Annotated in this window: 16 protein-coding genes; 14 read left to right on the top strand and 2 right to left on the bottom strand. The window is 50.7% G+C overall.

Features of this window, described 5'->3' with window-relative positions; all coding sequences use genetic code 11:
- Positions 1-30: 30 nt before the first annotated feature.
- From BMZ51_RS17045 to BMZ51_RS17005, 9 genes are all read left to right on the top strand, one after another.
- Positions 31-1,623, top strand: coding sequence for an ABC transporter ATP-binding protein (locus BMZ51_RS17045; protein ID WP_208979549.1), 1,593 nt, complete (start codon positions 31-33; stop codon positions 1,621-1,623).
- Positions 1,613-2,701: an ABC transporter permease gene (locus BMZ51_RS17040; RefSeq protein ID WP_068007697.1), complete on the top strand. Its 1,089-nt coding sequence runs from the start codon at positions 1,613-1,615 to the stop codon at positions 2,699-2,701. Before BMZ51_RS17045 ends, BMZ51_RS17040 begins: the two co-directional genes overlap by 11 nt.
- Complete coding sequence (locus tag BMZ51_RS17035; protein ID WP_082825660.1) at positions 2,694-3,623, top strand: ABC transporter permease; 930 nt, start codon at positions 2,694-2,696, stop codon at positions 3,621-3,623. The genes BMZ51_RS17040 and BMZ51_RS17035 overlap by 8 nt, the downstream gene beginning before the upstream one ends.
- Before the next feature lie 374 nt (positions 3,624-3,997).
- On the top strand, positions 3,998-5,071 hold the full coding sequence (locus BMZ51_RS17030; protein WP_068007700.1) for a BMP family ABC transporter substrate-binding protein: 1,074 nt from the start codon (positions 3,998-4,000) through the stop codon (positions 5,069-5,071).
- 115 nt (positions 5,072-5,186) lie between these two features.
- A complete protein-coding gene (locus BMZ51_RS17025) occupies positions 5,187-6,368 on the top strand; it encodes a urate hydroxylase PuuD (protein ID WP_068007703.1) in 1,182 nt (393 codons plus the stop codon).
- Between the two features lie 5 nt (positions 6,369-6,373).
- Entirely contained in the window at positions 6,374-6,895 is a 522-nt protein-coding gene (gene uraD, locus BMZ51_RS17020; protein ID WP_244271398.1) for a 2-oxo-4-hydroxy-4-carboxy-5-ureidoimidazoline decarboxylase, read from the top strand.
- 157 nt (positions 6,896-7,052) lie between these two features.
- Entirely contained in the window at positions 7,053-8,264 is a 1,212-nt protein-coding gene (locus BMZ51_RS17015; protein WP_068007708.1) for an ArgE/DapE family deacylase, read from the top strand.
- A 1,330-nt stretch (positions 8,265-9,594) separates the two neighbouring features.
- Positions 9,595-12,936 (top strand): M10 family metallopeptidase C-terminal domain-containing protein, encoded by a 3,342-nt coding sequence (locus BMZ51_RS17010; RefSeq protein ID WP_068007711.1) that lies wholly within the window; start codon positions 9,595-9,597, stop codon positions 12,934-12,936.
- A 106-nt stretch (positions 12,937-13,042) separates the two neighbouring features.
- Entirely contained in the window at positions 13,043-13,450 is a 408-nt protein-coding gene (locus BMZ51_RS17005) for a hypothetical protein (protein WP_068007712.1), read from the top strand.
- Positions 13,451-14,758: 1,308 nt separating this feature from the next.
- Here the strand turns inward: BMZ51_RS17005 and BMZ51_RS17000 are convergent.
- Entirely contained in the window at positions 14,759-18,436 is a 3,678-nt protein-coding gene (locus BMZ51_RS17000) for a vitamin B12-dependent ribonucleotide reductase (RefSeq protein WP_068007715.1), read from the bottom strand.
- Positions 18,437-19,131: 695 nt separating this feature from the next.
- Between BMZ51_RS17000 and BMZ51_RS16995 the strand changes: the two genes are divergently transcribed.
- The gene (locus tag BMZ51_RS16995; protein WP_068007717.1) at positions 19,132-19,821 is read left to right on the top strand and encodes a response regulator; all 690 of its coding nucleotides are present in this window, start codon (positions 19,132-19,134) and stop codon (positions 19,819-19,821) included.
- Positions 19,822-19,989: 168 nt separating this feature from the next.
- Positions 19,990-20,376: an NADH:ubiquinone oxidoreductase subunit NDUFA12 gene (locus tag BMZ51_RS16990; RefSeq protein WP_068007720.1), complete on the top strand. Its 387-nt coding sequence runs from the start codon at positions 19,990-19,992 to the stop codon at positions 20,374-20,376.
- Positions 20,377-20,447: 71 nt separating this feature from the next.
- Here BMZ51_RS16990 and BMZ51_RS16985 read toward each other — a convergent pair whose 3' ends face one another.
- Complete coding sequence (locus BMZ51_RS16985; protein WP_068007766.1) at positions 20,448-21,107, bottom strand: alpha/beta hydrolase; 660 nt, start codon at positions 21,105-21,107, stop codon at positions 20,448-20,450.
- A gap of 329 nt (positions 21,108-21,436) precedes the next feature.
- Between BMZ51_RS16985 and BMZ51_RS16980 the strand changes: the two genes are divergently transcribed.
- From BMZ51_RS16980 to sufC, 3 genes are all read left to right on the top strand, one after another.
- Positions 21,437-22,603, top strand: a complete 1,167-nt coding sequence (locus BMZ51_RS16980) for a cysteine desulfurase family protein (protein ID WP_068007723.1) — start codon at positions 21,437-21,439, stop codon at positions 22,601-22,603.
- A 145-nt stretch (positions 22,604-22,748) separates the two neighbouring features.
- The gene (gene sufB / locus BMZ51_RS16975; RefSeq protein WP_068007725.1) at positions 22,749-24,221 is read left to right on the top strand and encodes a Fe-S cluster assembly protein SufB; all 1,473 of its coding nucleotides are present in this window, start codon (positions 22,749-22,751) and stop codon (positions 24,219-24,221) included.
- Positions 24,222-24,279: 58 nt separating this feature from the next.
- On the top strand, positions 24,280-25,032 hold the full coding sequence (gene sufC / locus BMZ51_RS16970; protein WP_068007728.1) for a Fe-S cluster assembly ATPase SufC: 753 nt from the start codon (positions 24,280-24,282) through the stop codon (positions 25,030-25,032).
- The last annotated feature ends 1 nt before the right edge of the window (position 25,033 follow it).

Genomic DNA, 25,033 nt, shown 5'->3' with positions numbered 1-25,033 from the left:
ATCTGAGTTTGTTGGGGAACGGATAACACGATGGAAAATGAGCAGAGGCCCGGCTCGGTGACAGGGGGCGAGGCGCTCATAGAAGCGAAGGGTATTACCAAGAAATTTGGTGATATTCTCGCAAATGACGATGTCGATCTTGTCATCAAGCAAGGCGAAATTCATGCATTGCTTGGCGAAAATGGAGCGGGTAAATCTACGCTCGTCAAAATACTCTACGGCGCCCTGGAACCGGGCGCAGGAGTGATCTTGTGGAAGGGGAAACCCGTTTCCATATCAAACCCTGCTGCGGCCCGAAAACTGGGCGTGGGTATGGTTTTTCAGCATTTCTCGCTGTTTGAAGCTTTAAGTGTGGTTGAAAATATCGCACTGGCCTTGCCTAAAGGCGAAAAAATCGAGGCCCTTTCCAGACGCATCACTGAGGTTTCCCAAAAGTATGGCCTGCCACTGGATCCAACAGCTCTTGTTGCAGATCTTCCGGTCGGTATCCGTCAGCGCATTGAAATTGTACGTTGCCTTTTGCAGAACCCCAGCCTGATCATCATGGATGAGCCAACTTCGGTTTTAACGCCGCAAGAAGCTGACCAGCTGTTTGTAACCTTGCAGCGTCTGGCGCGTGAGGGCTGTGCTATTTTGTATATTTCCCACCGGCTCGAGGAGGTCAAGCGGATCTGCCACGACGCTACGATTATGCGTCATGGACGTGTCGTTGGTGGGTGCGATCCTGCACAGGAAACACCTGCAAGCCTTGCCCGTTTGATGGTGGGCGGGGACGTGCATGATATCAATGCTGGCGCGGCGCAAGCTACGCCGGGCGATGTCATGCTGAAATTGCGCAACCTGTCGCTTCCTTCAGATGGTGCATTTGGCATTGAATTGAAGAATATCAACCTGGATTTGCGCGGTGGCGAAATTGTCGCTGTGGCAGGCATTGCTGCAAATGGCCAGAGTGAATTGTTTGATGCGATCTCCGGTGAAACACAGGTCAAAGACGCTTATGCTGTCGAGCTGTGCGGTGTCCCTGTTGGTAAGCGCAAAGTCAATGACCGACGCCTTCTGGGAAGTGCTTTCGTGCCCGAAGAGCGTTTGGGACACGGAGCTGTTCCCGGGTTTGTGTTGTCCGACAATATCTTGCTGACTCGGTATAAATCTGACCCTGACCTTATTCGCCATGGAATGCTTAATCAGAAGCTTGCAGGTGAAATGGAAAAGCGCATCAAGGTTTCCTATGATGTGCGCATGTCCCACGACAATCCTGAGGCACGCTCTCTTTCTGGTGGCAACCTGCAAAAGTTTGTCGTTGGCCGCGAGTTGGACCGTGCACCCAAGGTGTTGGTGATCAACCAACCGACCTGGGGCGTGGATGCAGGGGCTGCCGCTCTCATCCGACAAGCGATTATCGATCTGGCGCGCAGTGGTTCTGCTGTTCTTGTGATCTCGCAGGATCTGGATGAAATCTACGAATTGGCTGATAGAATTGCCGTCATTTCGCGCGGGGAGCTTTCTCCAGCTGAGCCAGCTGCTGAAATGAACCGTGAGAGGATCGGGCTCTTGATGGCGGGTATGGGTGAAGGCAAAGCGGCCTCATCAGATGTTAAGGTGGGAGAACTCCATGCGCATTGAACTTGAGAAGCGCGCTGAACATTCTCAGCTCATGACATTCCTTTCGCCGCTGGTTGCGATTGGCCTGACATTGGTGTGTGGCTCGGTGTTGTTTGCCACCATGGGCTATAACCCGCTTGATGCGCTTTATGCGTACTTCATTGAGCCTTTGACCACGAGCTGGTCCATTGAAGAGCTGTTGGTGAAGGCTGGACCTTTGGTCTTGATTGCAGTGGGCTTGTCTGTCTGTTTTCTTTCAAACTCCTGGAACATTGGTGCGGAAGGTCAGTTCACCATGGGCGCTCTTGCCGGCTCCATGATCCCTGTGCTTTTTCACGAGTATACAGGCGCAATGGCGCTGCCCCTGATGGTCTTGATGGGTATTTTGGGCGGTATGGCGTGGGGCGCTATACCTGCTTTTCTCAAGGTACGCTTTGGAACCAACGAAATCCTGACGAGCTTGATGCTGGTCTACGTTGCGCAATACATCCTTGATTTTCTTGTTCGCGGCCCTTGGCGCGATCCTGACGGTTTCAATTTCCCTGAAAGTCGGATTTTTGATGCAGCACACGTGCTTCCGAAGATCGGTGAGGGGCGTTTGCATATCGGTATGATCTTTGCCGTGATAGCTGTGGTCGTGGTCTGGTGGATGCTTACGCGCACGCTCAAGGGTTTTGAGATTAAAGTGATGGGCGAGACGCCGCGTGCCGGTCGCTTTGCCGGGTTTTCCAGTAATGGGGTGGTCTGGTTTGGCTTCCTCGTTTCGGGCGGTCTTGCCGGACTTGCTGGCATGGCAGAGGTTTCGGGTTCCATTGAGCAGCTGACGCCGATTATCTCTCCTGGTTATGGCTTTACAGCGATCATTGTTGCGTTTCTTGGCCGGCTAAACCCAATCGGCATCTTGTTTGCCGGTTTGTTGCTCGGGCTTTCGTACATTGGCGGTGAATCAGCGCAGGTGAGTTTGGGCCTGACTGATAAAATCACTCGCGTTTTTCAGGGCATGTTGCTGTTCTTCGTGCTCGCGTGTGACACGCTCATTCTTTACAAGTTCAAGTTCGTTTCCAGTGCCAAGCGGTTGAAGGAGACAGCTCATGTTTGATTTGTCTATGATTGAAGCTGTTCTTTTGACCATCATCACGGCATCAACCCCACTTTTACTTGCCGCGATTGGTGAGCTTGTGGTGGAGCGATCTGGTGTTCTCAACCTTGGTGTTGAGGGAATGATGATTGTGGGCGCTGTGATTGGCTTTGCTGCAACGCAGGCTACCGGCTCGCCAACGTTTGGTATCATTGCCGCTTTGGCTGCTGGCATTGCCATGAGTTTGCTGTTTGGCTTTCTCACGCTCAACTTGATGGCCAATCAGGTGGCGACAGGCCTGGCACTGACTATTTTGGGGCTTGGGCTTTCTGGTATGATTGGTGAAGCCTTTATTGGTCAGCCCGGTATCAGCCTTGAACCGATTGCGATTCCGGTACTGTCTTCTATTCCGTTCATTGGTCCGCTGCTGTTTAACCAAGATCTGCTGGTTTACACCAGCTACGGCCTCGTGCTTGCGGTTTATCTTGTCTTGTTCAAATCACGAACAGGGCTGATTATTCGCGCAGTTGGAGACAACCATGCTTCGGCGCACTCTCTGGGCTACTCGGTCATCAAGGTGCGCTATCTGGCAGTGATGTTTGGCGGGGCCTGTTCCGGTCTTGCTGGTGCCTACCTTTCGCTCATCTACACCCCGCAGTGGGTTGAGGGGATGACGGCTGGCCGTGGCTGGATTGCTTTGGCCTTGGTGGTGTTTGCCTCTTGGCGTCCGGCGCGTGTGCTTATTGGGGCGTACCTTTTTGGTGCCGTTTCCATTTTGCAGTTCCATGCCCAAGCTGCTGGTATCGCGCTTCCGACACAGTTCATGTCAGCCCTGCCATACCTTGCGACGATCATCGTCCTGATCATGATTTCGCGCAATAAGACACTTGCAAAGGTGAATACACCTGCATGTCTTGGTAAGCCGTTTGTGCCTGACCGCTAAGAATACTCATGATTTGACCAATGTGCTCTTTGTAGACATTGATCAAATTGTTAATTACTCGACCTTCGTATACATGAGAAGGCGAGATAGTAGATAACAAAGACTTAGATCTTTGGGTGAAGATAATTCAGTTCACCAATGCACGACTTGCGGAAACCTGCCCGCGCACGAATAAAAGATCGTATTTTATACGAGCGAAAACAATGCAGGAAAACAACTTGAGAGCGCACAGATGCGCTGAGCAGACTACAACTCTGTTCTATTCGCATTTGCTTGGCACTTTCATTTCGTTTGGTTGTCAAAGGTGTGGCCTGCGGTGCTGATTAGGGTGTTGTGCAGCAGGCTACGAACGAACCTATAAAGGGGAGCGCACAATGCGCACTATCTTCAAACTAGCAGCAACTGCTGCTGTTGCTCTTGGCCTTACAGCTGGTGCATCTGCTGCTGCTGAACCGCTAAAAGTCGGTTTTATCTACGTTGGTCCAGTGTCTGATCATGGCTGGTCCTACCAGCATGACCAGGGTCGTCAGGCGATTGAAAAGCATTTTGGCGAGAAAATTGAAACCACTTACATTGAGAGCGTGCCAGAGGGCGCTGATGCAGAACGCGCCATCGAACGGCTTGCTCGCTCCGGTCACGAGCTGATCTTTACAACTTCGTTTGGTTACATGAACCCGACCTTGAAAGTTGCGCGCAAATTTCCGAAAGTGAAGTTTGAGCATGCGACAGGTTATAAGCAGACGAAAAACGTCTCCTCTTACGGTGCACGTTTTTACCAGGGCCGTTATGTTCTTGGTCAAATTGCAGCCAAGGTCTCCAAGTCCGGCACTGCCGGTTACATTGGCTCATTCCCAATTCCTGAAGTTGTGCGCGGCATCAACTCCTTCATGCTGGGTGCCCAGTCCGTTAACCCAGACTTCAAAGTCAAGACAATCTGGGTGAACTCCTGGTACGATCCGGGCCGTGAAGCTGATGCAGCAAAAGCCCTCGTTGACCAGGGTGTTGACATTATGGTGCAGCACACCGATTCACCTGCGCCTTTGCAGGTCGCTGAAGAGCGTGGCATCATCGGTTTTGGTCAGGCATCTGACATGATCAAGTTTGCACCAAAAACCCAGGCGACCGCGATTGTTGATGACTGGTCTTCCTACTACATCTCCCGCGTGCAGGCTGTAATGGACGGCACCTGGAAGGGTGGCGATACCTGGGGTGGCCTTGATGTTGACATGGTCCACATGGCACCGTTCACAAACATTCCGCAGGATGTTGCCGATGAAGCTGCACAGACACTTGCTGCGATCAAAGCTGGTGACCTGAAGCCATTCACCGGTCCAATCACCAAACAAGACGGGTCTGTCTTCTTGAAAGAAGGCGAAAGCGCTGAAGATGGCGTGCTGCTGTCTATGAATTTCTACGTCAAAGGCATCGACGATAAATTACCAGAATAAGCCTCGGGCTTAGTTTACGGAGAGCGCCGCGTTTTATGGTGCTCTCCCAGAATTTTGGCAGTGAGGGAGGGCTCCACTGCTTGCTTATTTCAGTTAAACTTAAAAGAACAAGACAATGACAGCCACCTTCCTTAGTGAATGGCTCAATCTGCTTTTCCGCTGGTTTCACTTGATTGTGGGCGTGGGCTGGATTGGGACCTCGTTTTATTTTATCGCTCTTGACCTTTCCTTACGCAAACGTGAGGGGCAGGGTGCAGGTATTTTCGGCAGTGCATGGGAAGTCCATGGCGGCGGCTTTTATCATGTAGAAAAATACATGGTGGCTCCTAAAGAACTGCCCAAGGACTTGATTTGGTACAAGTGGGATGCTTACCTTACATGGGTCTCAGGCTTTGCTCTGCTGACAGTACAGTACTATTTCAACGCTAGTGTTTATCTGATTGATCCTGCGGTGATGAAGCTTTTGCCATCTGAGGCCGTCACGATCTCGATTGTTTCGCTAGGCGCAGGGTGGCTCGTTTATGATCGCCTTTGCCGGTCCGCGATTGGGCAAAATACCCCCTTATTGGCAGCATGCCTTCTGGTGATTATTTTGGGCGCGACCTATGGTTACTCTCAGGTCTTTTCCGGGCGCGGTGTGCTTATTCATGTTGGAGCGCTGATTGGCACGTTTATGGCATTCAACGTGTTCGTGGTGATCATTCCTAACCAGAAGAAAATAACAGCCGCATTGCTGGCAGGGCGTGAGCCAGACGCTGAACTTGGCAAAATTGGCAAGCAGCGTTCGGTTCACAACAACTACCTGACGCTTCCTGTATTGTTGATGATGGTGTCAAATCACTATCCATTGCTCACAGGTCATAGCCAGCCGGTTCTGGTCGTGGCGCTGATCCTTGTTATGGGCGGGATGGTTCGTCATTTCATCAATCGTCATGATGCACACGACAATTTTGCTAACTTCTGGTGGGCGCTGCCATGTGCTGCTGTCAGCTTGTTTGTTGCTTTGATCGTGACACAGCCTGCAAAACTTGGAACGGGCTTAACACTGGCATCTGACGGACAGGCGCTCGCAATTGCTCGCACCCATTGCACAGCTTGTCACAGTGCCACTCCAAGCAACGAAGCCTTTACTGAAGCACCGAAAAATATCGACTTAGATAGCATTGCTGATTTGCGCAAGTATAGCAGCCTAATCCTTGCACAGGCTGTGCGCTCCGATGCCATGCCACTGGGCAATGAGACGGGGATGACCCAGCAGGAACGCGAGCTTTTGGGCGTTTGGCTGGAACAGCACTGAGGGGAATGATGGGTACCTACGCGCTTAAAGACGTTAATTCGTTTTCGCTGGACACCTTTGTTGAGGTGTTTGGTGATGTTGCCGAACACTCGCCTTGGGTTGCAGTGGTTGCACAGCGTTCGGCCCCGTTTGAGACGAGGCAGGCACTGGTTGATGCATTTTCCAGTGCCTTGCAAAGCGCTGATGAACCGGCGCAACTGGCTCTTATCCGGGCACATCCTGATTTAGCAGGCAAAGCTGCTCGTGTTGGTAAAATGGCCGCATCCTCGGTGAATGAACAAGCCGGAGCCGGTCTTGATCAGCTTACTGATGCGGAATACGAGCAGTTTACCCAGCTTAACGATACCTATAAATCTGCCTATGGTTTCCCCTTCATCTTTGCGGTGAAGGGGGCAACAAAGCACCAGATACTGGATGCTTTTCAGGTACGCCTTAAAAACTCTGCGCAAGAAGAATTTCAAGAGGCGGTGCGCCAGATTTGCCGGATTTTCCGGTTTCGTTTGGAAGACCTGACACGTGAGAGCTAAGCGTGGTTTTGTCCTCGACCTGCTTTAGAAACTTCGTTGTCCTGTGGCCCCATAAAAACTCATCCACTGGAACATGAGGGCGTTTGGCATAAGAGACTTGCAACCAACTGTGTAATCGATTGGATATAGGTCACTGTGACATTCAAGGGGAGCATTCATGAGGGCCGCGATCGAGAACCGGTTTTCGGAGCAGGTTGGATTTCTGGTTGAACTGGTGAAACTGCCAAGCGACAATCCGCCAGGCGATACAGCACAACACGCCTTGCGGACCGCTGAGCTGCTTGAAAAGCTTGGCTTTGAGGTCGAAAAACACCCTGTGCCTGAACCGTTCGTACGCCAGTATGGCATGGTCTCTGTCACCAACTTGATTATCCGCGAGAAATTTGGTTACGGCGAAGGCCCGGTGATTGCGCTCAATGCTCATGGGGATGTTGTGCCTGCTGGCGAGGGTTGGACGCAAGAGCCGTATGGCGCAACCATTCACGATGGTGCGCTGTACGGGCGCGGCGCTGCGGTTTCTAAGGGAGATTTTGCAACCTACGCCTTTGCGCTTTTGGCACTGCGTGAGCATGCTGAAGAGCTGGATGGCACTGTTGAGCTTCACCTGACTTATGATGAGGAAACGGGCGGCTTCGTTGGGCCTAAATGGCTTTTAGAGCAAGAACTGACCAAACCTGATTACGCAATCACCACTGGCTTTTCTTATGCTGCCACAACGGCCCACAACGGTTGCTTGCATATGGAAGTTATCTTCCGCGGAAAACAAGCTCACGCGGCGATGCCTGACACTGGCGCAGATGCTTTGCAGGTGGCAACGCCTGTGCTGAGCGCGCTGTATCAGGAAAAAGAGCGTTTGCGGGCAATCCAGAGTTCGCAGGACGGTATAGGGTCTCCTCAGATTACGGTGGGGCTTATCTCTGGCGGCGTTAATACCAATGTGGTGCCGGAACGGGTGTCCCTGCGCATAGACCGACGCTTAATACCGGAGGAAAATGGTGAGTTGGTGGAGGAACAGCTGATCGGGTTGATCAATTCTGCTGTTCCGCAGGGTTGCGGCGTTGAAGTAGAATGTCGACGCATCATGATTGCGGAGCCTTTGCGCGAGTTGCCCGGCGCTAAGAAGCTGCTGGAAGCGTTGAAGTGGCCTGCTAAAGAGGTGCTTGGTATCGACCTTAAAGCCACCGGTGCGCCGCTCTTCACGGATGCTCGCCATTACTCTGAGGCCGGGATACCGACGGTGCTTTACGGTGCTGGCCCACGCTCCATTTTAGAGGCAAACGCCCACGGAGCAGACGAACACCTGCAACTTGCGGACCTCAAGCACGCCACGATCATCATCGCCGATGCCCTGAAAATCCTTCTAAGATAACAACGAGCCTAGGTGTTGCAGTCATGAACTAGCAAAGCAGCAATTGCATGGGGGGATGGACGTATGAGTTGCGTGAGTGGATGTGCTGCTGGATACCGGGGTGGCGCTCCAACAGAGATCACAACTAACACATATTATCTTAGAATGGTCGCTTCGCTTTCAAAACGGAAATAGCGTCTTCTCCAACCTGCGATGAGAAGGCGCTTAGTGTATTTGTTAGGCTCTGCACCTTTAGTTCCGACTGAAGATATCCCTAGATTACCAACTTGCGTGAGGTCACTAGCTCTCGCGGTATCAGCTCCGTAACGTGGCGCCTTAGAGATCCAACTAAGTCTCGGTGTTTGCCATGTTCATATGCGGCTGACAAAAAGCTTCCCGATCAAGTATTGATGATTAGAACCTGTTTTTTGAAAGATTATCTTTACAAGCGGAAAGGTGACATCAGCTCAGGTTAGTGCCGAGAGTCCCAGTAAATTGTGCGGTCGAAGCTAGGCTTAGTGAGCTTGGTAGAATGCAGTATATGCTTGCTAGTGAGTTTGCCGTCCAAACTTGTGAGTGCGAAGCCTAGCCTAAGCCGGTGGTTACATAGTCCTCTTTGATACCTTGCAGGAACACTGAATGATACTAATTGTCATAGATTTAGTTAAATTTACTAATAGCATTCGATCAGTTTGAAGGCCCCATGAACTGATCGGTTTGTGTGGGTACGCTGAGTTGTTCTTTCATCTATTATCTATTGAGGTTCGTGCCTACTGCCAAATCCCTGCCACCAACGAGGCTAGACGTGCGGACTTCGGGGAAGGATGAAAAAATCTAACACATACATTCATCATGCTTATATAAATTACGTCGAGTTAGTTAGAAAATATCATCGTAAATGGCGTTGACTCCTAGCTAAAATTGCCAAAGAATTTGTCGTTATATAATCATTACTTAGTTGGTAATATGTGCAGAGTAATGAAACGGCAGAATACTCTGAAACTGTCGTTTTTTTAGACTGTGGTGCGCTAGATATGAACGTGGGGCTGCCGAAATGTCTGATGGCTATGTGGACTGCTTATTTGAATGTAGCGATAGGCGTTCACGCACTTCGTTCATAGCGACATTTAGCGCAGGTCGTCTGCTTTCCACTTCGAGCCGGAATCCTCTCATAATTTCGTTGAGGGCACTCCCGGCGAAACAGAATTCACGCTTTCCAAAAATTTATTTTCCTAAATCGTCCTTCAATATTTGTAAGGACGACATTTTTTGTGATGCCAAACTTTAGGCAGGCACACCCAATTCAGGCTGCCATAACCATCCAAGCTTAGTTGTAGAGGGAGAAATAAAGATGTCAGAGACGAACCAGTCTAACGACGAATGGTGGGTTAACGACCAAACGCCGGATAACCCGTTTGGCAAAAGTGATGATTACGAAGCCTATCTTGATTACCTTGGCGCATTGCCTCGCAGCCTCACACCAGAGATCGCAGCAGGGCCATTGGTGATCAATGTGTCCGATCTCAACGACCATCCAGAATACAAGGCCGCTGCGATCGGTGCCTTGAATATGTGGGCGGCTGTTACTCCGTTTGAGTTCGTGATCGTAGATGACGTTCCATTTGACCCTGATACGCAGTGGATGGAAGTCGTTAGCCCAGAAATCGGCGAAGCCGACGACGGCAGCGCTTATTCAAGCAACCGTTATGTCAGCATCGGCCAACGCTTCCACGATACAGAGCCAAACAAGACAGACATTGGCGGCTATGTGTTTGACAGCTTTATTCATGAATTTGGGCATGAGTTTGGATTGAACCATCCCGGCCTATACAATTACAGCGGGCCTGGCGGTGTTCAGATCAACTATCTGAACAATGCGACCTGGATTTATGATCGCCAGCAATACAGCGTCATGTCGTATTTTGATGGGATCGATGTAGGGGAAACAACCCGTTGGTCGGCCTCAACACCGCTGATGGCAGACATCGAAGCAACCATCCGCCGCTTCTTTGCAGAAGTCGATGAGAACGGGGAGTGGGTCTATCAGGAAATTGACCTCAACACCGGCAACAACACCTACGGCTTTAACAGCACTGAATACGGCTACGAGCTCACCTCCTCAGGCATGCAGCACGACATTGGCTTCGTGATTCATGACACCGGTGGCAATGATACCGTTGACTTCTCCGGATCAACTGCAGGCACAATTCTTGATCTGCGTGCCGGCCAGTTCTCCAGTGTGAACGGCCATAGCAACAATGTATCGATCTTTGCCGGACACAATACCGATCAGACCGAGTACTACATCGAAAACGGCATCGGCAGTAACTACGATGACATCATAATCGGCAACGACGGCGACAACGTAATTGACGGTCGCGGTGGTGCTGACCGCATGGCAGGCGGCAACGGCGATGATGTTTACTTCGTTGATTCTGCTGACGATATCGTTCGTGAAGAAGCTGATGGCGGCAACGACACAATCTATGTTCTGAACAGTGATCTGGATCTGGGTGACGTCGAAAATGTCGAAAACATCATCTACGTGGGCGGAACGCCTGTGGATCCCGTCGTTGAAGATGATGACGACACACCACCAACCCCCGGTAGCACACCAACCAGCATCATCATTGGTGGTGATGGAAATGACACGCTAGAGGGTGGAGCCGGCGGCGACACAATCTTCGGCATGGATGGTGATGATCTCATCATTGGTGGCCGGGATTCTCTGGCAAGCCGTGATATCAACAACACCATTGCGATAGAGGATCTTGAGGACCAGACCGAGAGCGATGACGGCGACGACGTGCTCTACGGCGGTGCTGGCAACGATACCATCTTCGGTGGTGCTGGTGACGACATCCTGGACGGCGGTGACGGCGACGACACAATGATGGGTCAGGACGGCGTTGACGTCTTCATCGGCGGTGACGGCGTTGACACGGTTGACTACAGCCACGAAAGCCCATTCCAGTTGCTCGTCAACCTGGAAACGAACGTGGCCAGCGGTGGTACTGCCTCTGGCGACACCTTCTACAGCGTTGAAAACCTGATTGGTTCTGATGACCGTATCGATCGCTTTATCGGTACAGATTCAGACAACCATTTCTGGGGCCGAGGCGGCGGCGACGTCTTCAATGGCGGCGGCGGTGACGACATTCTCGACGGCGGCAATGACGGGGACCTCCTGTATGGCGACGAAGGAAATGACATCCTCATTGGTGGTTCTGGTCAGGACTATCTGGATGGCGGCGAAGGCATTGACACCGTTGTTTACTCCGGAAGCTCCGAAGGCGTCATGGTTGATCTTGCCAATGGAACTGCACGTGGTGGTGACGCTGACGGACCGGTACAGATCGTCGGTCGCGGCACAGTCCTAAGACACGACATCATTGTTGATGTTGAAAATGTTGTCGGCTCCTTCCACGACGATCATCTGATCGGCAACGACGAGACCAACGAACTCTCCGGTGGATCAGGCAATGATACGCTGACAGGTGGCGGCGGTGCTGATGTTCTCAATGGTGGCGCAGGCAGTGACACTGCGGACTATGCGGATGCAACCAGTGGCGTCAACCTCAAGCTGAATGGTAACGGCTCTGAAGGTGACACCTACATCTCCATCGAAAACCTTGCTGGCTCAGGCCACAATGACCGTATCAGAGGAGATAACGCTGCCAATACGCTGACAGGTCAGGGTGGCAACGATGTGCTACGCGGTGGTCGTGGTGATGACATCTTGCTCGGCGACTTCGGTGATGTAGCTCCCCCGATCCCACGCCCAGGTATGGGCACTGGCTACGCCACGCTTGGAGCGGATGCGACCAACAACTCGATTGCGGCCGCGTTCGATATCTCCGATAACTTCTCGTTGACCGAAGATCCAAATATCTTTGACTCAACAACGGTTCTTCATACCACTGTTGATGCGACAGGTAATGGTCTGGGCGGTTACTACAAGATTGAGCTGCAGGCTGGATCAACTATCACCATCGACATTGATGGTATTGCAGATCCAGACGTTCACGACAGTTGGGTCCTGCTGCTAGATAGCGAAGGCAATATCGTTGCTCAGAACGATGATGGTGCCGGAGATCCAGGTTCCGTACACGGTCGAGATTCCAGCATGGTCTTTGCTGTCGAAGAAACCGGAACCTACTACATTCTGGAGGGTGCTTGGTCTCCGGATGCACCGGATGGTGGTTGGTTAGAAGCTGTGCCGGAAGGTTCAACCTACACACTCAACGTGTCCATTGACTTCCCGCCTGAGCCAATCATGCCGGGTGAATCTGGCAACGACAAGCTCTATGGCGGTCAAGGCAGTGATATGCTGGATGGCGGTCTTGGTGCTGACCTTCTGGTTGGTGGTTCAGGAGAGGATTCTTTCCGCTTCTCTACAGAACTTGGGAATGACAATATCGATCGGATCAAGGACTTTAATGTCGACGACGACTTGATCCTTCTGGACAGCGAAATCTTCACCGAACTCGGCGGTAATGGGCCCCTGGCTTTGGGTGCATTCCACATGAGTGCTGCTGGTGTCAGCCAAGATGCAAACGACCGCATCATTTACGACACTGACAGTGGAGCGCTGTTGTATGATGCAGACGGAACTGGTGACATCGGTGCGATTCAGTTCGCGCAGTTGAAGACAGGCTTGTCACTTTCTGCAGATGATTTTATTGTCATCTGATGCAATTATGGGTGGGGAGCTTATCGGCTCCCCACTTTTTTCGTTGTGTTGGTTCCCGAGCAGATCTTAACAAGCGCCAGCGCGGCGCCACCTGAAGGGGAAGAGAATGAGACCTCTTATCAATCCTGGGAGAATTATCTTGGCCGCTGGTTTGATCGTTGCTGGTATAGCAACAGCCTCAGGGATAGGTACTGCTCAAGCTGCCGATATCAGCGGTACGGTCACATTTGCAGACAACGCGGTTGTCCCCAAAGGCCATATCAAAATCTTTTTGGAAACTCATGCCAGTCAGAAAAGCACGCAAGAACTTACGCGTGAAGTTCAGCTCAAGAGCTCCGGCAAGTCAAAGGCGATTACCTTTTCCTTTTCAAAGCCAACCACACTCACAGATGCCTCAGTGGTACTAATCGTTGCACGCTTAGAACGCGCAGACGGCTGGCTACTTGCACGAGGCAGCGCAATGCTTAAGGCCAATACCGCCACCGACATAACACTTTATAAGGCTATGTATTGAGGTGGCTTGGTACCAATAAAGCGCATTGCATGGCAGCTTTTCTTGGCAACGATATTGAACCTCAACTCTTAATTTGACGGTTGAGAACTGCAGAGCCCGGTAGCGTTGAAGCGTAGGCTATCGACCTTCTAGAACTGCTTGCCCCCAATTATAGCAAGGGGGTCAATTTACCATGGAGCACCGTTTAGTACGGCTTTTAGTTCGAGTAAGTTTGTTTCCTGCCATTCGTTGCAACTTTTAATACTTACACAATGATCGATGCGACCTCATAGCCTTGTGAGCTGAAGCGCGATACATAGCTGTCGCATAATGTGTTTGTTCGGCTGGGACGACCCCCGAATACCCCTCTACCGCAATGGTCAAAGTGTAAAATTATTGGTTTGGGTCAGTCGAAACTTGTCATTGCTGCCGCAGCAGATTCCGTCAATCCCGAGGCCATCACTATTAATTATCTCAGTCTTAGAAGACCGATTGTTTTTAGATGCTCTGTGAGGGTTTAAAATTTCAATCCAACTCTCCTCCTGATCAGTTGATGTATTTGAGCAATCGGAAAGGTCGTGATTTAACAAGACCGGCCAGTCGAAATGGCTGGAAAACTCTTGTGGTTCGAAGCCATGATATAGGCACGCTGCTTAGGTGCATTTTCTGCTGTAGATGAAGTATTCCTCTTTAAATTCATGGTCTTGTAATGAAATCTTCTGAGATTAGCTTATCTTATAGTAGGCCCTTTCAACGATTAGGTCGGGGCTTCATCTCTGTGTTATCTCCGGTCCTTTTGTTGGCAGTTCGTTACGGGCTTGAGGTTGATCTGCTCGTATTTGAGGTCAGCGCAGAATATCTTGACGAATACATTGTTGTATCAGCCTGACTTGGTATGCGTAGAGAACTCAACCGCCTCACTGATAGAGCAAGTGTGTGTCACTTGGCAGCTGATCAGGGCTCGCAGTTTTGCCTTGCTACGTGCGCTAGGGGGTAGAGACTTGAGAAACGGCGCTCTTAACAACCGGTGAACGCTAATTGCGTGCCGCGCATCATGCTGGAGGTATGTGGAAGGCGTTCGAGCCAAGGAGGGTCTGGGCGTATTTGGTTCGCGCGAGGTTGACTGGAAGCCATCCGCTGCAAGCAGGCGTAGTTTGCCTCGTGCGCTATCAAAATGCTGAGATCAATCCGCCCGGTTTTGCAATACGAAGTGTGTGGTATCTATGAGAAATGGCCCCAAGTGATCTTGGGGCCATTTTGTTTGGTTTGGCAGTTATGTGCTGAGAGCGGCAGGAGGTCTGCTGCAGTCGGAACGTACTTGCTTTTTACTTAGCTGCAGCCGCTTGTGGAGCCGCATGTGTCGCATTTTAGGCAGGTGCCGTTTCGGACCATGGTGAAGTTTCCGCATTCTGCGCAGCTTTCGCCTTCATAACCCTTCATGCGGGCCTGAGCGACTTGGCTTGCTACTGTTTGCTTTGCAGCTGGAGCAGCTGTTCCCACTGAAACAGGGGCAGCAGCTGCGGCTTCACCGCCACGTTGGAAGGCTGTTGCAATTGCATCAGACTGAGCGGAAATCGCACCAGCCAGCTGAACAGCAGGGTCACCACCTGGTACCAGACGGAACTTTTCTGTCTGACCGCGCACAAGGCCGTGTGAGACGATCGCAGGGCCGCTCTCTTCGCTTTGCGCTCCTTCTGCAGATGCATTTGCGGTGGAGGTTACGCTACCTAGAGCTTCTGGCGGAACGTGTGCCAGATCGTTGCGGCCAAGGTAGGACACAGCCAGTTCACGGAAGATGTAATCAAGAATGGATGTTGCATTCTTGATGGCATCATTGCCCATCACCATGCCAGCAGGCTCAAAGCGGGTGAATGTGAAGGCATCCACGTACTCTTCAAGCGGAACGCCATACTGAAGGCCGAGAGAGATCGCGATGGCGAAGTTGTTCATCAGTGAGCGGAAAGCCGCGCCTTCTTTGTGCATGTCGATGAAGATTTCGCCGATGCGGCCATCCTCGTATTCACCTGTTGTCAGGTAAACCTTGTGACCACCAACGGATGCTTTTTGGGTGTAACCCTTACGGCGGTTTGGCAGTTTTTCACGATTGCGAACAGCACGCTCTACAATACGCTCAACAATGCGTTCTGCAACAGCTTCTGCACGGGCAGCTTGTGGCTGAGCAAGGATGTCCTCAATGGTGTCTTCTGCATCGTCCTCTTCATCTTCCAGAAGCTGGGAGTTGAGGGGCTGAGACAGTTTTGACCCATCGCGGTAAAGCGCGTTTGCCTTCAGGCCAAGCTTCCAAGAAAGCATGTAAGCGTCTTTACAATCTTCAACACTTGCCGTGTTTGGCATGTTGATTGTCTTGGAAATTGCACCTGAAATGAATGGCTGAGCTGCTGCCATCATCTTGATGTGGCTGTCTACTGAAAGGTAGCGCTTGCCAGTGCGGCCACATGGGTTCGCACAATCAAACACTGAGTAATGCTCTTCCTTCAGGTGCGGTGCACCTTCCAGTGTCATTGCACCACATACGTGTGTGTTGGCAGCTTCAATTTCAGCTTTGCTGAAGCCCATATACGAGAGGAGGTCAAACTCCATATCGTCCAGCTGCTGGGCAGAAACACCGAGCTTGCCAGTGAGCAAATCGTCACCAAGGGTCCAGCGGTTGAATACGAACTTGATATCAAATGCTGAGCCCAGAGCGCCGCTGAGCTTTTCAAGGGCCGCATCGTCAAAGCCTTTGGCACGCAACGAAGTGGTGTTGATGCCTGGAGCTTGAGCAATTGAGCCGTGACCAACAGCATGTGCTTCCATCTCGCCGATTTCAGCTTCACTATACCCAAGCGTACGAAGAGCTTCTGGTACAGCGCGGTTGATGATTTTGAAGTAGCCGCCACCTGCGAGCTTTTTGAACTTTACCAGTGCAAAGTCAGGCTCAATTCCGGTGGTGTCACAATCCATAACCAGACCGATTGTGCCTGTTGGCGCAATAACAGTGGTCTGCGCATTGCGGTAACCGTGTTTTTCGCCAAGAGAAAGCGCAAGGTCCCAAGCCGTCTTTGCACGCTCTACCAGATTGGGCTGAGGGCAGGAGGCTGCGTCAAGGGGTACTGGAAGCGTGCTCAGCTTCTCATATCCACCTGCTTCACTGTGAGCTGCACGGCGGTGGTTACGGATAACGCGCAGCATGTCTTTTGCGTTTTCTTCATAACGCGGGAATGAGCCAAGCTCACCAGCCATTTCAGCAGATGTTGCGTAACATACACCAGTCATGATTGCCGAGATCGCGCCACACAGAGCACGGCCTTCGTCGCTATCGTAGGAGATACCGGAGGTCATGAGCAAACCACCAATATTGGCGTAGCCCAAGCCGGTTGTGCGGTACTCATAGGAAAGCTGAGCAATCTGTTTGGATGGGAACTGAGCCATCAGAACAGAAATCTCAAGCACGATCTGCCAGAGGCGGGTTGCGTGCTCGAAGTTCTCAGCGTCAAACTGACCGTCATCAAGGCGGAACTGCAACAGGTTCAAGGATGCAAGGTTACACGCGGTATCGTCCAGGAACATGTATTCAGAACATGGGTTGGACGCGCGGATCTCGCCACCTTGTGGGCAGGTGTGCCAGTCGTTGATTGTGGTGTGGTATTGCAGGCCTGGATCAGCAGAAGCCCATGCTGCATATCCGATCTGTTCCCACAGCTCGGTCGCTTTAATGGTTTTGTGCGCTTTACCTGTGATGCGGGCAGTCAGGTCCCATTCACCATCATCAGTGACAGCTTTCAAGAAACCATCAGTGACGCGAACAGAGTTGTTAGAGTTCTGGCCGGAAACTGTCAGGTAAGCTTCAGAATCCCAGTCTGTGTTGTAGGTTGGGAATTCGATAGACTTGTAGCCTTGACGCGCAAACTGAACCACACGCTGGATGTAGTTATCAGGAACCATTGCCTTTTTCGCAGAGCGCATTTCGCGCTTGAGGGCAGGGTTCTTTTTCGGGTCAAAACAATCGTCGCCGCTGCCTTCGCAGTTGACGCAAGCCTTCATCACAGCTTGCAGATGCTTTTGACAGATTTTGGAACCGGTTACGATCGCAGCAACTTTCTGCTCCTCGTGAACCTTCCAGTTGACGAACTCTTCAATGTCTGGGTGGTCGATATCAACCACAACCATCTTTGCTGCGCGTCGTGTGGTGCCGCCAGACTTGATTGCGCCCGCTGCACGGTCGCCGATCTTTAAGAAGCTCATCAGGCCTGATGATTTGCCGCCACCGGCCAGCTTTTCACCGCTTGCACGCAATGAAGAGAAGTTGGTGCCAGTACCAGAGCCGTATTTGAACAGGCGCGCCTCACGAACCCACAGGTCCATGATGCCGTTTTCGTTCACCAGGTCATCATCAACGGACTGAATGAAGCACGCATGTGGCTGCGGGTGCTCGTAGGCGGTCGCAGAGCGGGTCAGCTTGCCTGTTTCGAAGTCAACGTAATGGTGACCCTGGCTTGGCCCATCGATTCCGTATGCCCAGTGCAGGCCGGTGTTGAACCACTGCGGGGAGTTTGGTGCTACTTTTTGAGTGGCAAGCATGTACCGCAGCTCGTCGTAAAACGCTTGCGCATCAGCTTCACTGTCGAAGTAGCCGCCTTTCCAACCCCAGTAGGTCCATGTGCCTGCCAGGCGGTCAAAAACCTGACGACCATCAATTTCAGAACCGTAACGCTTGTCCTTTGGCATCTTGGACAGCGCTTTATTGTCTGCAGTTTGGCGCCACAGCCAGGAAGGTACGGTGTTTTCTTCAACCGCTTTCAGTTTGGCAGGAACGCCAGCCTTGCGGAAGTACTTTTGTGCCAGAATATCAGAGGCAACCTGAGAGAATTGCTTGGGAACCTGAATGTTCTCCAAGCGAAACACAACGGATCCATCTGGGTTACGGATCTCGCTCGTTGCGTTACAGAATTCAATATCTGCGTATGGGGATTTACCAGACGCAGTATATCGCCGCTCAATTCTCATATTTAGCCCCTTGCCGTACCCGGTGGAAACCACCGCGATACATTCGGTTTTAGAGATTAAGTAGCTAAGATTTCAATCAAAAATCCGCCGCCGGTTCTGATCAATCCGCTACTTTTCATGTGTCTTATTCAACGCCGGTAAAGTGGTGCGCAATCTTATACTATCACAACATATAGTGTGCCTATAATATATTAACACAATATTTAGCTTGCAATTGGCAAAAAAAAGCGACCGCTTGAAGTGAAAACTAATCCAACTTCTCGCACTCGAAGCTACTTAAATGTGGTGAACTCCCGGCCGAGGCCGCACTATCCTGAACACGTCTTGATTTCGTCCTCAAATTAGATTGAATCGGAAAGCATCGTCAAGCTCGTTCTGTCCACTGCTGGTGTGTATAAGAGGGAATGGGACACCAAATATTGTAATCTGTGTGGATTGCGGGGACCATAAACAATGTTTGAAGGGGTGCGCAGTTCGCAGAACCCCGCCATTTCCGTAAAACCAAGCGAAAAAGAGAAATCTCCCTCATTTTTTTTGGGGAGTATTTTAGGAAAAATTATTCAGTGGATCACAAAAATTCTCGTTGAGAAAAGTCTGTGCAACACGCGTATTTTTACGCAGTAGTTGTATGGTGAGTTCCTCTATAGTTTCTTTGTTACCTTCAGCATCTGATTAGGTTCATTTAGCGAGCAAATATGCATCATACCGCCTTTGGCAAGGACATTTCCCAGTTAGATGTGGTTCTTGTGGAACACTCAAAACCCACACAGGCAATCCTACGGGGTATTTTAAGTACCCTTAAATTGGAGCGTGTGCGCGTATATGATGGCCCCAAGGATGCGTTGCCGATGCTCATTTCAGACCCACCAGATATAGTGTTGTCTGGTTGGGAGATGAAACCGGTCAGTGGCTTTCAGTTGCTAAAGCTTATGCGTTCAGGTCGCGTTCCTGAGCTGATTAACGTGCCTCTTGTCTTTATTACAGCTTACGGCACGCGTGCGTTGGTGACCCGTGCGCTGGAGGCGGGGGCTCATCATTTGCTTGTGACACCCATATCTTCTTCAGTCCTGAAACGATCCTTGGAAACGATTTGTAAGGATCGCCGTCAGTTTTTGCGCAAGCAGGATGGTGCTTTTATTATTGATGGCGCAAAACGGCGGCTCGAGCATAATGAGGCTAAGTTTGCCGCGCTTAATAAAGCGCGCCAATACCAAAAAGAAGAAAATGGCGGGCGCATTGATTCTCACCCGGCACCAGCGCGGCGCAGGCGTACAGAGTCAGCTGAAAGCGAACCTTTGTCTCTTAAGGACTTGGAGGTGGGTAACATTTCGCCTGCAGACAAGTTCGGTGAAAACCCGTATCTGCGGCGCAGAGTAAAGAAATAAGCGGACAAATGGTGGGTGCGGTTGTGAAAATACTAACTGACCCAAGGATAATTTGAGTGACTTCCGGTGAATAGTTGAAACTACGGTGCTCTAAGACTGGACAGGCAAGAAAACACTCGTCATATTCCAGCAAAATCATAGCGCCAGCGATCTGGAAAGGCCAGACACATGAAACACCTTCTGCTTACGTTCTTCACATGGTGGAACAGTGACACGTGGGGAACTCGTTTCTTCACATGGAGAAAGGGTGAGTTCGTCGGTACCGATGAGTTTGGTAACAAGTACTATAAAGAGCGTGGCGGCAAACGTCGTTGGGTGATTTATAAAAACCTTGCAGAAGCTTCGATGATCCCTGCCGGATGGCATGGCTGGATGCATTACCGTACCGACACGCCGCCGACCGAAAGTGGTTATGTAACGCGCGAGTGGGAAAAGCCGCATTCACCAAACTTTACGGGCACGCCAAATGCCTACCGTCCGAAGGGCTCTCTTCTGACGCCGGAGCAGCGCCCGGAAGTAACTGGCGATTATCATGCCTGGACCCCAGGCGAATAAGTCAGAGTTTAGTTTAATAAAAAGCCCGGTCAGTGACCGGGCTTTTTTTTGTTCTAGATCTCTTGTTAGAATCAACCGGCGTCTTCGCCAATCAAGCCCAAGCGGCGATCGAGGTAACCGGCACAGTTCTGCATCAAACCATCAACGTGATTCTCGAAGAAGTGGTTTGCGCCAGGCATTTCTTGGTGGTCAATGATAATGCCTTTTTGAGTCTTCAGCTTATCGACCAGTACCTGAACATCTTTTTGCGGAACCACTTTGTCTTCTTCACCATGAATGATCAGGCCTGAAGACGGGCAGGGTGCCAGGAAGGAGAAGTCGTGCAGGTTTGCTGGTGGGGCGATTGAGATAAAGCCCTCTACCTCAGGACGGCGCATCAGCAGCTGCATGCCAATCCATGCACCAAATGAGAAGCCAGCAATCCAACAGGCACGTGCATCTGGGTGGATGGTTTGTACCCAGTCCAACGCCGCAGCTGCATCAGATAACTCACCCTGTCCATGATCGAACTGGCCTTGCGAACGACCGACACCGCGGAAGTTGAAGCGCAGAACGGCAAAACCGCGTCTCGCGAACATGTAATACATCTGGTAGATGATCTGGTTGTTCATCGTTCCGCCGAACTGCGGATGCAGATGCAAGACCAACGCGATCGGAGCATTGCGTTTTTTTGCTGGATGGAAACGGCCTTCTAGCCGCCCTGCAGGGCCATTGAAGATCACCTCTGGCATATACTGCAAAGTCCTTTTTGTTTTGTCTGGCAACGAAGAGTCGCCAACTTTTTCGTACATCGGATCGCTGTCGATTAAACTTGACTGCGAAACGCAAGTTTACTAGAAACAGTTTAGAATTATTCTACGATGAATCTCAAGGACTACACTGAAAATCGGCCTCTGCTGGAGAAAGGTATACCCAACTCGGCGCACTCACGTTATAGACCTGATCGAATTCAAAGGGAACTCACTAACCCTTATCGTAAGCACCGTGGAAAATTTCAAGGTTTCCATTCCCATAGCGACCCAATTAGGGCACTTAAGAACCCCATTTTCTGTGTTAAACTATGACAACGAACCGCGAACTGACATATTTAGACTATAACGCCAGTGCTCCTTTGAGGGAAGAATCTCTTTTTGCACTGCAAGAAGCTTATAAGGCAGCTGGGAATGCGTCCTCTATTCATAGTAGTGGTCGGCGCGCACGGGCCATCATCGAAGATGCAAGGCACAAAATTGCAGATTTGATTGAAGGCAATCCGGCAAATGTGATTTTTACAAGTGGCGCGTCTGAGGCGAATGTGACTGCATTGTCTCCCACTTGGCTTAAAAATGGCGAGCCCTATATTCTTACTCAGGTTTTTGTGAGCTCAATTGAACACCCCTCCGTGAATGCAGGCGGTCGTTTTTCAGCTCAAAATGTACAAAGTATTCCGGTTGATGAAGATGGTCGCGTCGTAGTGAGTGAACTGCGAAGCATGTTGGAAAAACTTGGAGAGGACGAAACCGTTTTGGTTTCCGTCATGGCCGCAAACAGCGAAACAGGTGTTTTGCAGCCCCTTCAGGAAATCGGTGTCCTAGTTGAAGATATGGGACACATCCTCCATGTAGACGCCGTGCAGATGGCGGGTAAAGAACCGCTCTCCATGGCCAAAATTGGGTGCAACTCCATGTCGATTTCCTCCCATAAAATGGGTGGCCCGCAGGGAGTAGGTGTCCTGGTTTTGGGAAAAGGAGACTTCCGGCCTATTCCGTTGCTAACAGGTGGCGGACAGGAGTCGTGGAGAAGAGCAGGAACAGAGAATACGGCAGGCATTGCAGGCTTTGCGGTTGCGGCAGCGCAATCAACTGATCCTGATGAGCGTGCTAGAGTTTGTGGTCTTCGAGACCACTTGGAGGAGAGGCTCTATGAAATCTCTCCTGATGCCGTGATCTTCGGTAAGAATGTTTCGCGTCTTGGCAACACGACGTGTTTCGCAGTTGAAGGAATTTCAGCTGAAACAGCGCTTATCAACTTTGATTTATTTGGAGTAGCTGTTTCCTCTGGATCAGCTTGTTCCTCTGGTAAAGTCGGCGCATCCCATGTGCTTCTTGCAATGGGAGTGTCGGAATCACTGGCGCGTGGTGCAATCCGGGTGAGTCTGGGTTGGGCGACGACCAAAGACGACGTCGAGCACTTTTTGGGTGCTTGGGTGAAAATCTATAAGCGAATGAAGCTCACACAGAAGGGGTGAGCGTCGAACTTAAAAATAAACGAGGACAACGCCCTAGTATAAATAAGGATGCACTGTGTTGCGACAGCGCATCTGTTAAATAAGGGCAAAAGGGTCCAATAAGGGTGTACCCAATGCGGCTTTGAACCGCGTATGGAGACAAGGCATGGCAGCAGTCCAAGAAACGATTGATCAGGTCAAGGCAATTGACGTTGATCAATATAAATACGGCTTCGTAACCGATATCGAAAGTGAGCTTGCTCCCAAGGGGCTCAACGAAGATATTGTTGCATACATTTCGGCGAAAAAAGACGAACCAGAATGGATGCTCAACTGGCGCTTAGAGGCGTTTCGTCGTTGGAAGACGATGGAAGAGCCAACATGGGCGCGTGTTGATTATCCGAAGATCGACTTTGAAGACCTTCATTATTATGCAGCACCAAAAAAGCGCGAGGGACCAAAGTCTCTTGACGAGGTGGATCCAGAAATTCTGGATACCTACAAGAAGCTCGGCATCCCATTGTCTGAGCAGGAAATCTTGGCAGGTGTTGCACCAGAAAACCGCGTCGCAGTTGATGCTGTTTTCGATAGTGTTTCGGTTGCAACGACCTTTAAGGAAGAACTGGCTAAGGCAGGCGTGATTTTTTGCCCAATTTCTGAGGCAATTCGCGAGCATCCTGAGCTTGTTCAAAAGTACCTTGGGTCTGTTGTTCCAGTCTCCGATAACTTCTACGCAACATTGAACTCAGCCGTGTTCTCTGATGGGTCGTTTGTGTACATTCCACCAGGCGTGCGTTGCCCAATGGAGCTGTCCACATACTTCCGTATCAATGAACCTAATACCGGCCAGTTTGAGCGCACACTCATTATTGCAGATAAAGGCTCCTATGTGTCTTATCTAGAAGGGTGTACGGCTCCGCAGCGCGATGAAAATCAGCTGCATGCTGCTGTGGTCGAGCTTGTTGCTTTGGAAGATGCGCAGATCAAGTATTCAACAGTCCAGAACTGGTACCCAGGCGATGCCGATGGCAAGGGTGGTATCTATAACTTCGTGACGAAACGTGGTGATTGCCGCGAGAAAAACTCGAAGATCTCCTGGACACAGGTTGAAACCGGTTCTGCTATCACTTGGAAATACCCAAGCTGTATTTTGCGCGGGGATAACTCACAGGGTGAGTTTTACTCCATTGCGATCTCCAACGGTCACCAGCAGATCGACAGCGGTACCAAGATGATCCATTTGGGCAAGAATACATCCAGCCGGATTATCTCCAAGGGCATTTCCGCAGGTGTTTCTCAAAACACCTATCGCGGTCAGGTTTCGGCCCATCGCAAGGCATCTAACGCACGTAACTTCACCCAATGTGACTCATTGCTCATTGGCGATAAGTGCGGTGCCCACACTGTTCCATACATTGAGAGCAAGAACTCAACAGCGGTCTTTGAGCATGAGGCAACCACCTCAAAAATCTCAGATGATCAGATGTTTTATTGTCAGGCCCGTGGCCTTGATGATGAAGAAGCTGTTGCATTGATTGTGAACGGCTTTGTGCGGGACGTTATTCAGCAGCTGCCAATGGAATTTGCAGTTGAAGCCCAAAAGCTGATTTCCATCAGCCTTGAAGGAAGTGTGGGTTAAAGCGCAGATTTGCGCTTGCCTCGTACCTATTGAAGAATTGAAAAGACGAGAACGATAGATGCTTGAGATTAAAAACCTGCACGCCGAAGTTGATGGCAACAAGATCCTTCGCGGCATCGACCTGGTTGTTCGCCCAGGCGAAATTCACGCGATCATGGGTCCAAACGGCTCTGGTAAGTCCACTTTGTCCTACGTTTTGGCGGGTAAAGACGACTACGAGATCACTGAGGGAACCATCACCTATAATGGTGTTGATTGGTCTGAGATGAGCGCACACGAGCGCGCAGCTGCCGGCATGTTCCTTGCGTTCCAGTACCCGATCGAAATTCCGGGTGTTGCGACCATGACATTCTTGAAAACAGCGCTGAACGCTCAACGTAAAGCGCGCGGTGAAGATGAAATTTCTACACCTGATTTCATGAAGCTTGTTCGTGAAAAGTCAAAGGCACTGAACGTCACTCCTGAAATGCTGCGTCGTCCTTTGAACGTTGGCTTTTCTGGTGGTGAAAAGAAACGCGCTGAGATTTTGCAGATGTCTTTGTTGGAGCCAACCCTGTGTGTCTTGGATGAAACCGACTCCGGTCTGGACATCGATGCGCTGCGCGTTGTTTCAGAAGGCGTGAACCAACTGCGTTCCCCTGATCGCTCCATGATCGTGATCACTCACTACCAACGCCTGCTTGATCACATTGTACCAGATGTTGTGCATGTTCTGTCTAAAGGCAAGATCGTTAAAACCGGCGGTAAAGAGCTTGCTCTTGAGCTGGAGAAAAACGGTTACGCTGAATACGTCGACGAAGAAGCAGCTTGAG

Origin of the sequence: Pseudovibrio axinellae, assembly GCF_900110875.1 — a bacterium.
GTDB lineage: Bacteria > Pseudomonadota > Alphaproteobacteria > Rhizobiales > Stappiaceae > Pseudovibrio > Pseudovibrio axinellae.
The sequence above is the reverse complement of the archived record's forward strand: the minus strand, read 5'-3'. Positions and strand labels throughout refer to the sequence as shown.